Annotated in this window: 12 protein-coding genes; 5 read left to right on the top strand and 7 right to left on the bottom strand. The window is 74.1% G+C overall.

From position 1 onward, the window contains the following. Window positions 1-59: 59 nt before the first annotated feature. Entirely contained in the window at window positions 60-758 is a 699-nt protein-coding gene (locus tag AB0H87_RS30025; RefSeq protein ID WP_360152975.1) for a sensor domain-containing protein, read from the bottom strand. A 109-nt stretch (window positions 759-867) separates the two neighbouring features. On the opposite strand from AB0H87_RS30025, the gene AB0H87_RS30030 reads away from it, so the two are divergent. The 3 genes from AB0H87_RS30030 to AB0H87_RS30040 are packed head-to-tail and all read left to right on the top strand — an operon-like array spanning window position 868 to window position 4,341. Beyond that, window positions 868-1,638: an ABC transporter ATP-binding protein gene (locus AB0H87_RS30030; RefSeq protein WP_360152978.1), complete on the top strand. Its 771-nt coding sequence runs from the start codon at window positions 868-870 to the stop codon at window positions 1,636-1,638. Next, window positions 1,638-4,004 (top strand): FtsX-like permease family protein, encoded by a 2,367-nt coding sequence (locus AB0H87_RS30035; RefSeq protein WP_360152981.1) that lies wholly within the window; start codon window positions 1,638-1,640, stop codon window positions 4,002-4,004. Before AB0H87_RS30030 ends, AB0H87_RS30035 begins: the two co-directional genes overlap by 1 nt. Window positions 4,005-4,059: 55 nt before the next feature. After that, complete coding sequence (locus tag AB0H87_RS30040) at window positions 4,060-4,341, top strand: hypothetical protein (protein ID WP_360152984.1); 282 nt, start codon at window positions 4,060-4,062, stop codon at window positions 4,339-4,341. Window positions 4,342-4,461: 120 nt separating this feature from the next. On the opposite strand, the gene AB0H87_RS30045 is transcribed toward AB0H87_RS30040, so the two are convergent. After that, entirely contained in the window at window positions 4,462-6,051 is a 1,590-nt protein-coding gene (locus tag AB0H87_RS30045; RefSeq protein WP_360152987.1) for an ABC transporter permease, read from the bottom strand. Next, on the bottom strand, window positions 6,048-6,947 hold the full coding sequence (locus AB0H87_RS30050) for an ABC transporter ATP-binding protein (protein WP_360152990.1): 900 nt from the start codon (window positions 6,945-6,947) through the stop codon (window positions 6,048-6,050). The genes AB0H87_RS30045 and AB0H87_RS30050 overlap by 4 nt, the downstream gene beginning before the upstream one ends. 107 nt (window positions 6,948-7,054) lie before the next feature. Here AB0H87_RS30050 and AB0H87_RS30055 point away from each other — a divergent pair, with 107 nt between their 5' ends. Next, window positions 7,055-7,537: a MarR family transcriptional regulator gene (locus tag AB0H87_RS30055; RefSeq protein WP_360152993.1), complete on the top strand. Its 483-nt coding sequence runs from the start codon at window positions 7,055-7,057 to the stop codon at window positions 7,535-7,537. Here AB0H87_RS30055 and AB0H87_RS30060 read toward each other — a convergent pair. Continuing rightward, window positions 7,527-8,216 carry a TetR/AcrR family transcriptional regulator gene (locus AB0H87_RS30060; RefSeq protein WP_360152996.1) on the bottom strand — a complete coding sequence of 230 codons (690 nt, stop codon included), beginning with the start codon at window positions 8,214-8,216 and terminating at the stop codon, window positions 7,527-7,529. The two genes, AB0H87_RS30055 and AB0H87_RS30060, sit on opposite strands and share 11 nt — an antisense overlap. A 112-nt stretch (window positions 8,217-8,328) precedes the next feature. Here AB0H87_RS30060 and AB0H87_RS30065 point away from each other — a divergent pair, with 112 nt between their 5' ends. After that, window positions 8,329-9,249, top strand: a complete 921-nt coding sequence (locus AB0H87_RS30065) for an NAD-dependent epimerase/dehydratase family protein (protein ID WP_360152999.1) — start codon at window positions 8,329-8,331, stop codon at window positions 9,247-9,249. Window positions 9,250-9,265: 16 nt separating this feature from the next. Here the strand turns inward: AB0H87_RS30065 and AB0H87_RS30070 are convergent, their stop codons facing one another. From AB0H87_RS30070 to AB0H87_RS30080, 3 genes are read right to left on the bottom strand one after another with little or no spacing between them, the layout of a single operon-like run. Next, window positions 9,266-10,015 (bottom strand): thioesterase family protein, encoded by a 750-nt coding sequence (locus AB0H87_RS30070; protein ID WP_360153002.1) that lies wholly within the window; start codon window positions 10,013-10,015, stop codon window positions 9,266-9,268. Next, window positions 10,012-10,563: a hypothetical protein gene (locus AB0H87_RS30075; protein ID WP_360153005.1), complete on the bottom strand. Its 552-nt coding sequence runs from the start codon at window positions 10,561-10,563 to the stop codon at window positions 10,012-10,014. Before AB0H87_RS30075 ends, AB0H87_RS30070 begins: the two co-directional genes overlap by 4 nt. Then, window positions 10,560-11,174 (bottom strand): aldolase/citrate lyase family protein, encoded by a 615-nt coding sequence (locus tag AB0H87_RS30080; RefSeq protein WP_360153008.1) that lies wholly within the window; start codon window positions 11,172-11,174, stop codon window positions 10,560-10,562. Before AB0H87_RS30080 ends, AB0H87_RS30075 begins: the two co-directional genes overlap by 4 nt. Window positions 11,175-11,254 lie beyond the last annotated feature (80 nt).

The raw sequence follows: 11,254 nt of genomic DNA on the forward strand, positions 1-11,254 counted from the left end.
CTCGACGTGCGGATGCAGACGCCGCGCGACAGCAGCAAGGACACCACGCAGGCGACGTACTACCGCAACGTCGTGCAGGCCTGCCTCGCCGTGACGCCGAACGTGTCCACCAGCCGCGCCCGCGACCGGGTCACCTCGACGAGCTGGGCACCGAGCTCCGCGTCGCGCGGAGCGAGGATGGCGCGGGCCAGCGCGGCGCGGGCACCGGCCCAGACGGTGATCGGGTACGCGGCGAACGGCAGGAGACCCAGCCCGGCGATCACGAACAGCGCCGTGGGGACGATCTGGCTCGACTCCTGGAAGAACGGACTGAGCAGCAGCGAGATCGGAATCCCGAGCACGATGCCGAGCATCAGCGCGTCGATCCACCAGAGCGCGCCCAGCGAGACCACCGTGTAGCCCAGCTCCCGCCACGTCGCCGGCTCGCGCAGCCGGTGCCGCACCCAGGCGATCCGCCCGCGCCGGTCCGGCCGGCGGTGCGGGTCGGGCAGCGGGTCGTGGTCGACCAGCCGCAGCCGCCACCGCTCGAACCGCCCGACCGCGATGCCGGAGAGCGCGACGGCGAGGAACGCCACCAGGCCGACCACCGCCAGCGCCAGCAGCGCGCCGGCCAGCAGCAGGCCGATCAGCGTGCCGGCGGTCGCGGCGCCCAGCAGGACGCCGGAGAAGAGATAGGCGACCGAGCGCCACGGCCAGGACGACGCGAGGAACCCCAGCGGGCGTTCGCTCACGGCCTGGAATGCGGTCCGCGCGGTCACCAGCCGACCGTACCCGGCGATGCGGCGTCCGACGGTAGCGCCAGGTATACCCCCGGTTGTCGCCTCCGCGCCCATGTGCGGGCGCCCGCCGGCCGGTTCGCTGGACGGCATGACGATGACGACAGGTACGCGGCGGGCCGAGGCGGTCCTGCTGCGGGAGGTACGCCGGACGTACGGCACCGGTGACGCGGCGGTGACCGCGCTGGCCGGGGTCTCGGTCGGCTTCCGCTCCGGCAGCTACACCGCGGTGATGGGCCCGTCCGGCTCCGGCAAGTCGACGCTGCTGCACTGCGCGGCCGGGCTGGACCGGCCGACCGCCGGCACGGTGACGATCGGCGGCACCGACCTCGGTGGGCTCTCCGAGCACCGGCTCACCACGCTGCGTCGCGAGCTGGTCGGGTTCGTCTTCCAGGAGTTCAACCTCGTCTCCGCGCTGACCGCGGCACAGAACGTCGCGCTGCCGCTGCGCCTGGCCGGCCGCCGACCGGACCCGGTCGACGTGGCGGCGGCGCTCGCCGGCGTCGGCCTCGCCGAGCGGGGCGGGCACCGGCCGAGCGAGCTGTCCGGCGGGCAGCAGCAGCGGGTGGCGATCGCCCGCGCGCTGGTCACCCGGCCGGCGGTGGTGTTCGCCGACGAGCCGACCGGTGCGCTGGACCTGCGCTCGTCGCGGCAGGTGCTGGGCCTGCTCCGGGCCGCTGTGCACGAGGAGGGCCAGACGGTCGTCATGGTCACCCACGACCCCATGGCGGCGGCGTACGCCGACCGCGTGCTGTTCCTCGCCGACGGGCACCTGGTCGACGAGCTGACCGGCCCGGGCACGCCGGGCGACCCCGGGTTCGCCGCCGAGGTGGCGGCCCGCATGGCCCGGCTGGAGGCGTGATGCTGGCATGGTCGACCGTCCGCGAGCGGTGGACGGGTTTCGTGGGTTCGTTCGTCGCGCTGACCCTCGGGGTCGGGGTGCTGACGGCGTCGCTGGTCGTGTTCGTCTCGGCCCAGCCGGCGGTGCCGGACCGCCTCGCCGGCGCCGCGGTGATAGTGCAGTCGCCGGCCGGCGGCGCGGACGCCGAGTCGTACGTCGAGTACGTGCCCTGGTCCGCGCAGCGGGCCGACGACCTGGCGGGCACGCTGAGCGCGGTCCCCGGGGTCGCGGCCGCGGTGCCGGACCGGTCGTTCTACGCCCAGCTCGTCCTGGACGGGCGCCCGGTCGGCGACCCGCAGGCCGGCGACCCGATCGGCCACGCCTGGTCGACGGCGGCGCTGGCGCCCTACCACCTGGCGGCCGGGGCGGCGCCGACCTCCGACGGCGAGGTGGCGCTGGACGCCGGCTACGGTCTCGCGCCCGGGTCGACCGCCACCGTGCTGACCGCCACCGGCCCACGGGACCTGCGGGTCACCGGCACGGTCGACGGGCCCGGGATCTACGTGGCCGACGCCGAGCTGGCGCCCGGCGTACGCGCGATCGGCCTGGTCCTGAAGCCCGACGCCGACCCGGACGCCGTGGCCGCCGCAGCGCGAGCCGCGATCGGCGACGCCGGCACCGTGGTCGCCGGCGACGCCCGCACCGCCCTGGAGCCGGAGGCGGTCACCCGCGTCCGCTGGCTCGGCACCCAACTGATCACGGTGATGGTGGTCCTCGCGGCGTTCGCGACCGTGTTCGTGATGGCCTCGACCGCGGCCCTCAACGCCTACCAGCGCCGGCGGGAGCTGGCCCTGCTGCGGGCGATCGGCGCGACGCCGCGGCAGACCCGACGCCTGCTGCTCGGCGAGGCGCTGGTGGTCGGCGTCGTCTCGGCGGCGGCCGGCGCCGTGCTCGGCGTGCTCGCCGCGCCGGTGCTCGGCGACCTGCTGGTCCGGGCCGAGCTGGAGCCGGCCGGTTTCGCGCCGAGCCCGTCGCTGCTCGCCGTGGGCCCGGCGGTGCTCACCGGCATCGTCGTGGCGGTGGCCGGCGCCTGGGTGGCGGCCCGGCGGGCGGCGCGGGTGCGCCCGCTCGAGGCGCTGCGCGAGGCCGCCGTCGACCGGCACGCGATGACCCTGCCCCGCTGGGTGTTCGGCGGCCTGTCCGGCGTCGTCGGCCTGGCGCTCGCGGTGCTGACCGCGACGAGCGACGGCGACTCGGCGCTGACCATGGCGATCTTCTCGGCGATGGCGCTGATCCTGGCCTGCACGCTGCTCGCCCCGGTGCTGATCCCACCGGTGCTGCGGGCGTTGACCTTCCCGCTGCGCCGGTCGGCGACCGGTGAGGTCGTGCGGGAGAGTGCCGGCACGGCGATCCGGCGGACCGCGGCGACGGCCGGGCCGATCCTGCTCACGGTCGGCTTCGCCACGCTCATCCTCGGCATGGTGAAGACGATGTCGCCGGCGTTCGGCGGCGAGGACGCGCGAGCCCTCGGCGTCGACACGATCGTCACCGCCGACGGCACTCCGGGCCTCTCGGACGCGGCGGTGGCCGCGCTGCCCGGAACCGTCCTGTCCGGACTGTCCACCCAGGTCTTCGTCGACGGCACGCCGGTGGACGCGCTCGGGGTCGTGCCGGGAGCGGTGCCGGTGCGCGGCGACGCCGGGGCGCTGACGGCCGACACGGCGGTGGTCGCCGATCCCCGCTGGCAGGCCGGCGACACGCTGCGCCTGACCTTCCCCGACGGCGAGGCCGTGCCGTTGCGGGTCGCGGCGTCGGTCGAGCCCGGCACGCTGACCACGCCGATCGTCCTGCCGCGGGACCTGGTGCGGGCGCACGACCCGTCGGCGCTGACCTTGACCGCGTACGTCCGCGGCGTGCCGCCCACCGCGGTGCCCGGTGGCCCGGGTGTGCGGGCGCAGGACCCGCTCGCGTACACGGCCGGCGACGACGAGGACCAGCTGGTGTGGCTGTTCGTGCTGGTGATGGTGGGCATGTCGGTCGGCTACACGAGCATCGCGGTGGCCAACACGCTGGTGATGGCCACCGGCGACCGGCGCCGCGACTTCCGGGTGCTGCGGCTGTCCGGGGCGACGAGCCGGCAGGTCTTGCGGATGGTCGGCGCGGAGACCGCGCTCGTGGTCGTCTTCGGCACGGCGGTCGGTGCCCTGGTGGCGCTGCCGGCATTGCTGGGCATCCGGGCCGCGCTGGCCGAGATGACCGGCGTCGCCGTGCGGTTGGTCGTGCCCTGGCCGGAACTGTCGGTGGTGGTCGCGGTCTGCGCCGGCCTGGCGCTCGGCGCCGCCCTGCTGGCCACCCGGCGCACCTTGCACCACGCGCAACCGCGATGATGTCCGTGGGTGACGGTGGTCTCGGCGAGGAGACCACTGTCCCCCGGAGGTGCGCATGCGGCGGTACGTGCTGACACTCGGCCCCACCATCCGGCGCGGAGAGCTCGTCGGGCTGTGCGAGCGGCTCGCCGCGCTGCCCCGGCCGGTGCGGGTCGTGGTCTGCGTGACCACGATCGCCGAACCCGACATGCTGACCGTCGAAGCGCTGGCCCGGATCTGCCTGACCGCGCGCCGGCACGACTGCGAGGTCGTCGTCGAGGGCGCGTGCGCCCGCCTGGTCGAACTGCTCACGCTGACGGGCCTGGCCGGCGTGGTCCCGATCGACGACACGTCCTAGATCGCGACGGCCGCCGGCAGAAGTCCCGCGCGCCCGGCCGCAGAAGCGGCAGCAGGTGGCCGGTCGGGCGGCGGGGCTCCCCGGTTGTCCGGAGAGCCCCGCATCGACCTCTAGGCGGGATCAGCCGCCGCTGGCGACGTCGCGCCGGCGGAAGCCGGCGAGCCCCGCCGCGGTCAGCACCGCGGCGATCGCGACGAGCCAGACCAGCGGCGTCGCGGTCACCTCGCCGCCGGGCAGTGACGGCAGGTGGGTGAACGGCGACAGGTCGAGCGCCCACTGGCTGAGCTGGAGGATCGCGCCGAGCTGGCCGAGCAGCAGGAAGAACGCGAGCACCGCCCAGCCGAGCGTGGTCAGCCGCGGCAGCAGCCCGAACAGCAGCACCACGATCGCGACCGTGAACCAGACGGCCGGCACCTGCACCGCCGCCGCACCGACCACCCGGCCGATCGCACCGCCGCCCTCCCCCGATGCCGCCCCGTAGCCGGCGCCGAGGAACACGCCGGCCACCAGCAGCCCGAGCGCCGGTCCGAAGAACGCGAACACCAGGTGCGAGCCGATCCAGCGCAGCCGGCCGACGGCCGCGGCCAGCAGCGGCTCCGCGCGCAGCGAGCTCTCCTCGCCGCGGGCCCGCAGCGCCGCCTGGACACCCTGGCCGGCGGCCCCGATCCCGATGATCGCCATACCGGCGGCGATCACCATGTCGCCGATCGAGGCGCCGCTGCCGAGCCGCGCGATGGCGTCGGCGAGGTCCGGGCTGTCCTGGACGGCGTCGACCGCCGCGTCCGTGGCGGAGCCGAGGAACACGCCGAGGACCGCGTACCCGATGAGCCAGCCGAACAGCGTGCTCCGCTGCAGCCGCCAGGCCAGGCCCAGCGGGGAGAGCAGGGCACGCGGCGCCCGCGCCGGTCCGGGCCGCGGCGCGATGAGACCCGCGTCGAGGTCGCGGCGGGCGTTCAGCCGGTACGCCACGGCGGTGAGCACGGCGACGACCACCAGCACGACCGCGGCCAGCCACCAGCGTTCGTCGGCGAACGGCCGGATCCGCTGGAGGAAGCCGATCGGCGAGATCCACGACAACGGCGAGTTCAGGTCCCCACCCGCGTCGCCGAGCATCCGCAGCAGCAGCGAGCCGATCAGCACCGCGCCGGCGATCCAGCGCGCCGTGCGGGCGCCCTGTGCGACCTGGGCGAGCACCGCGGCGATCCCGGCGAACAGCAGGCAGGCCAGGAAGTACTGCAGGCCGAGGGCGACCGAGCCTGTGCCGTCGGCGCCCGCGGCCGCGGTGCCCACCGCGGTCAGGCCGCCGACCACGACCGCGGCCAGCAGCGCGACCAGCAGCGCGGCCACCAGCCCGGCACCACGCCCGACGACCGTGGAGCCCAGCAGCTCGCGACGGCCCTGCTCCTCCTCGGCGCGGGTGTGCCGGACGACGGTGAACGCGGTGGCCAGGCAGACGATCAGCAGGACGATGCTGGACCGCCAGGCCGTCAGGCCGCCGAGGGTCGGCGACCAGATCGGGCCGTACACGGCGGTCAGCGACGGGCTCGACATCGAGGCGGCGAACTTCTCCAGCTCCGCCTGGTCCGGATAAAGGCTGGCGAAGCTGCTCGCGACCAGGCCGGGAAAGAGCCCGAGGAGGATCGTCCACAGGGGAAGGACGACCCGGTCGCGGCGCAGCGCCAGCCGGAAGAGGTGCCACGTGCCAGTCATGCCGACAACGCCTCTTCCTTCTGGTAGTGCCGCAGGAACAGCTCTTCCAGTGTCGGCGGCTGGCTGGTCAGGCTGCGCACGCCGACCGTGGTCAGGGCGCGCAGCACGGTGTCCAGCTCGGCGTTGTCGACCTGGAGTCGCACGCGGTCGCCATCGACGACCAGGTCGTGCACGCCGGTCAGCGCGGCGATCCCGTTGGGCGAGCCGGCCAGCTCGGCGTGGATCGACGTACGCGTCAGGTGGCGCAGGTCGGCGAGGGTGCCGGACTCGACGGTGCGGCCCGCGCGGATGATGCTCACCCGGTCGCAGAGCGCCTCCGCCTCGGCCAGGATGTGGCTGGACAGCAGCACGGTCCGGCCGGCACCGCTCTCCTCGTTGACGCAGCTCTGGAACACCGACTCCATCAGCGGGTCCAGGCCGGAGGTGGGCTCGTCGAGCACGAGCAGCTCGGCGTCGGAAGCCAGGGCGGCGACCAGCGCCACCTTCTGGCGGTTGCCCTTCGAGTACGTGCGGCCCTTCTTGCGCGGGTCGAGCTCGAACCGCTCGATCAGCTCGTCGCGGCGCTTGGTGTCGAGGCCGCCGCGGAGCCGGCCGAGGAGGTCGATGACCTCGCCGCCGGTCAGGTTGGGCCACAGCGTGACGTCGCCCGGCACGTAGGCGAGGCGGCGGTGCAGCGACACCGCGTCGCGCCAGGGGTCTCCCCCGAACAGGGTGGCGGTGCCACCATCGGCTTTGAGGAGGCCGAGCAGCACGCGGATGGCGGTGGACTTGCCTGCGCCGTTGGGGCCCAGGAAGCCGTGCACCTCCCCGCGGCGCACCTCGAGGTCGAGTCCGTCGAGGGCGCGGGTCCGGCCGAAGCTCTTCACGAGCCCCTTGACCGAAATGACGTTCTCCATAATTTTGGAAGCTACACTTGCTTCACAAAGTTGTGAAGCTTGATGAGCGTCAAGAGGTCGTCAAGATAAATCACGCCCGGCAAAATTGATCAAAGGAGGTGCGCGACATGGCTGACGAACGCGACCCGGCCGCACTGAGGCAGTACGTCGAGGACATGGCCCGGCTCTATGCCGACTGGGGCTTCCCCCGGATGGCGGCCCGCGTGCTGATGCAGCTCATGGCCTCCGACACCGGCTACCTGACCGCAAAGGAGCTCAGCGACGGGCTGGAGATCAGCCCGGCCGCGGTCTCCCAGGCGGTGCGCTACCTGCAGCATCTCGGCCTCGTCGAGCGCTCCGCCGTGCCCGGCTCGCGGCGGGACCGCTACGGCCTGCCCGACGACGCCTGGTACATGGGATCGATCATCAAGGGCACGCTGTTCTCCCAGATCGCGAAGCTCGCCGAGGGCGGCGTGGCCGCGGCCGGCGGGCGTGGCACCCCGGCCGGCGACCGGATCGCCGGGATGGGCGACTTCTACGCGTTCATCCAGAGCGAGCTGGGCGGCCTGCTGGAGCGCTACGTGAAGCACCAGGAGACGCTCAAGTCGTAGGCAGTCCGATGTACGCCGCCTGGGCCCGCATCTGCTGCGCGAACAGCGGCCCGGGCACGTCCACGGTGTTGTGCAGCTGCCCGAAGATCTCGAAGCTGACGAAGCCGAAGAGCTGAAGCCAGCTGCCCAGGGCACGGCTCAGCGGGCCCAACGGCGCGCTCGGCGCGATCATCGCCCCGATCCGGGCCACGTCGGCCGCCGCGTCGTCCGGCAGCCGGTCGTCGTCGCGGAGCACGCCGGCCAGGGTCGCGTCCTCGATCACGCCACCCAGCACGGTCACCGCCCGCGTGGCCGCCGGCACCGTGTCCCGCGGCGCCACATAGCCCGGCACCGGGCTGCCGTAGATCAGCGCGTACTCGTGCGGGTTGGCCAGCGCCCAGTCGCGCACCGTATGGCAGATCGCGAGGAACCGACCGGTCAGGTCGGCCCGGTCGACCGCACCCTCGGCCGCCGCGACCGAACCACCGAGCGCGGTGTACGCGTCGAGGATCAGCGCCGTGAGCAGCTCGTCGCGGCTCGGGAAGTACCGGTAGATCGCGGACGAGACCACGCCCAGGTCGCGTGCGACGGCCCGCAGCGACAGGTTGGCGCCCTCGGTCGCCAGGTGCCGCCGCGCGATCGCCTTGATCTCGTCGGTCATCTCCGCCCGCAGCCGGGCCCGCATCGATGTCGCCTTCACGAGATCAGTGTCGCATACCGAGAGCACTGCTCTTGACAGAGGGCACTGTTCCGTGGACTATTGCTCTTAACAGAGAGCACTGCTCTCCGAATCCAGTCGATGGAGGAAGATCATGCACGTCGTCATCGGAGCCGGAATCATCGGCAGCACCGTCGCCCGCAAGCTCGCCGACAGCGGTGAGCGGGTCCGGATGATCACGCGTTCCGGCAGCGGCCCGGTCCACCCCGGCATCGAGCGGGTCGCCGCGGACGCCTCCGACGCGCCGGCCCTGACCCGGCTCAGCCAGGGCGCGGTGGCGATCTACAACTGCGTCAACCCGCCCTATCACACCTGGCCGACGGACTGGCCGCCGATGGCCGAGGCGATGCTGGCCGCGGCCGCGTCCAGTGGCGCGCCCCTGGCGATCACCGGCTGCCTCTACGGCTACGGCCCGGTCGACGGTCCGATGACCGAGGACCTGCCGATGGCCGCGCAGACCGTCAAGGGCCAGGTCCGGGCGAAGATGTGGACGGACGCCGTCGCCGCCTACCGGTCGGGCCGGATCAGCGGTGTCACCGAGGTCCGCGGCTCCGACTACCTGAGCCCGCGCTACTCGGTGATCGAGATGGCGATGCCTGGGCTGCGCGCCAACAAGACGGTCTGGCTGCCCGGCCAGCTGGACAACCCGCACACGTTCACCTACACCGGCGACATGGCGACCGCGCTGATCGCCCTCGCCCGCGACCCGCGCGCGTGGGGTCGGGGTTGGCATGTCCCGTCGCCGGCCCCGATGAGCCTGCGCCAGGTCGTCGCGAAGCTCGCGGAGATCGGCGGTTACCCGATGCCCCGCCTCCGGGCATACCCGAAGGCAGCGATCCGAGCCGCTGGGCTCTTCGACCGCCGCACCCGGGAGTTCGTCGAGATGAGCTACCAGTGGGACCGGCCCTTCGTGCTCGACGCGACGCTGACGGCCGCGACGTTCGGGCTGTCCGCGACCGACGTGGACGAGGCGATCCGCGCCTCGATCCCGGCCGCCGAGCCGATCGCGGTATGAGCCACGCCGGGAAGCGTCACACCGGCAGGCCCCGGCCGTGCGAGCTGGGCCAGCGGATCGCGCGGCCCTGGCGCAGCTGCGCCAGGAGCCGCCCGCCGCGGTCGTAGACGGCGGACTCGTCCACGCAGGCCTCGCGGGACGCCCAGACCGTCCGGTGCGTCACGACGTGCCAGCCGGTGCGGACATTCTCGTACGACGGTGCGAAATGGACGGTGAAGTCCGTCGTCGGCACGAAGAACGCGGGCGGATCCATCGCGAGTGGCGCGGGCGGCAGCAGGTCGAGGAAGACGGATGCGGCGGCGTGCGGGCCGAGGGACATTCCCGCGCGCATCCGTACCCACGCCGCCAAGCCACCGTCGCGCGTCCGATCGCCGAGCGCCCGCACCTCGAAGAGGGCGCTGAACGGCAGCCCACCGTGCCACGGGGCGGGCGGGCAGGACTCCGGGTCACCCCACGGCGTCGGGTCGGCGCTCGGCTCCCACAGAGGTTCCTGCACCGTGGGCACGAGCGACACGACCGCGTGCGCGCGCAGCCGCCCGTCCTGGCGCAACTCGATCCGCCGGCTGGCGGTCGCCCGGCCTCGGTGCAACGTCTCCACCCGCAGGTCGGCCTCGCCCGCCCGCACCAGGGAGACGAAGTGGACGGTCACCGCCTGCGGTGCGAACCCGTCGTCGGCGTCGGCGGCGTCCACGATCCGGCCGAGCACGAACCCGCCGAACACGCCTTCCACCCCGACCCAGGCCGGGTCGAAGAGCGACGTCGTCACGGCTTCTCCACGCGCACCACGGCGTTGCGCACCACGGGCGAACCGTCGAGTCGCCGCCACGCCGAGAGGTCGGCGGTCACCACGTCGCCGGTGGCACCCGGGGGCACCGCCCCGCCCCGGCACCACCGCCCCGCCGGCAGGTCGAGCTCTTCCCCGAACGCGACCGTCACGAGCCCGCGCACCGCCACGGGCAGGAGATGAGCCTCGCGGAACTCCGCCGGGCCGCCGAACCACGCCAGCACGGTGCAACCACCCACCGAGCGCATCCCCGCGCGGACGTACCCCGGCGGGACGTAGGTGAGGTCGCCCCGCCGGAACACCGCACCGCCGATCTCCAGCGTCCCGTCGAGCACCAGGAACTCCTCGGCGACGACGTAGCCGCCGGCGACCGGGCGGTGGAACCCCGCCGGGAACCGGCCGTGCAGGGCGAGCGTGCCCGGCCTGGAGTCGAGCCGGGTGAGCGCGAGAGGCGCGTTGGCGCCCGGCATGGGCACGTCCCGCCAACCGTACGAGGGCAGCGTCAGGTCGAGCGCGGCGACCCGGCTCACGCCGCCGCCCTGGCGAGCGCCAGGATCCGCCGCGCCGCGCGCAGGACGGCCGGGTCGACCAAGCGGCCGGCGGCGTCGAGCACCACCCCGGTGCCCGCGGGCTCCGCGGACGCCAGCAGCGCGATCACCTCGCGGGCGTCGGCGACCTCGGCCGCTGTCGGGGTGAAGACCTCGTGCACGACGGGCAGTTGCGCCGGGTGAATGCAGGCCCGCCCGGCGAAGCCGAGCCGGCGCAGCCGGTGGGTCGAGACGGCGAGCGCCGCCGCGTCGGTGGTGATGCGCGAGACCGGCCCTACCGGCGGCTTGATGCCCGCCGCCGCCGAGGCGAGCACGACCTGGGTACGGATGCCGACCAGCTCCACCTCGTCGTCGCCGGGTGTGATGCCCAGCTCGCCCGCGAGGTCGACCTCGCCGATCTGGAGCCGGTCGACCCGGGGCGCACCGGCGATGGCCCGGGCGTCGAGCACGGCCGGTGCCGTCTCCAGCAGCGGCATCAGCGGCGTGGCCGGGTCACCGGCGGCGGCGAGGACGGCCGCGGCGGAGGCGACGTCGTCGGCGCCACTCACGTCCACGGACTCGGTCGACTCGCGGCGCCCAGAAGATTCGGTCATGGTTCGATACTGCCCATTTCCGACACCACCCACAGCAGGGCGAGCCCGACCCGCACCGCGGGCACCAACCGCGGCCTGAC

This window comes from Asanoa sp. NPDC050611, assembly GCF_040654855.1.
Classification (GTDB): domain Bacteria; phylum Actinomycetota; class Actinomycetes; order Mycobacteriales; family Micromonosporaceae; genus Asanoa.

What these genes read in the sequence shown, in the direction of transcription:
- AB0H87_RS30030 (WP_360152978.1), top strand. Translation starts at nt 868, where the DNA reads ATGACGATGACGACAGGTACGCGGCGGGCCGAGGCGGTCCTGCTGCGG.
- AB0H87_RS30035 (WP_360152981.1), top strand. Translation starts at nt 1,638, where the DNA reads ATGCTGGCATGGTCGACCGTCCGCGAGCGGTGGACGGGTTTCGTGGGT.
- AB0H87_RS30040 (WP_360152984.1), top strand. Translation starts at nt 4,060, where the DNA reads ATGCGGCGGTACGTGCTGACACTCGGCCCCACCATCCGGCGCGGAGAG.
- AB0H87_RS30045 (WP_360152987.1), bottom strand. Translation starts at nt 6,051, where the DNA reads ATGACTGGCACGTGGCACCTCTTCCGGCTGGCGCTGCGCCGCGACCGG.
- AB0H87_RS30050 (WP_360152990.1), bottom strand. Translation starts at nt 6,947, where the DNA reads ATGGAGAACGTCATTTCGGTCAAGGGGCTCGTGAAGAGCTTCGGCCGG.
- AB0H87_RS30055 (WP_360152993.1), top strand. Translation starts at nt 7,055, where the DNA reads ATGGCTGACGAACGCGACCCGGCCGCACTGAGGCAGTACGTCGAGGAC.
- AB0H87_RS30065 (WP_360152999.1), top strand. Translation starts at nt 8,329, where the DNA reads ATGCACGTCGTCATCGGAGCCGGAATCATCGGCAGCACCGTCGCCCGC.
- AB0H87_RS30080 (WP_360153008.1), bottom strand. Translation starts at nt 11,174, where the DNA reads ATGACCGAATCTTCTGGGCGCCGCGAGTCGACCGAGTCCGTGGACGTG.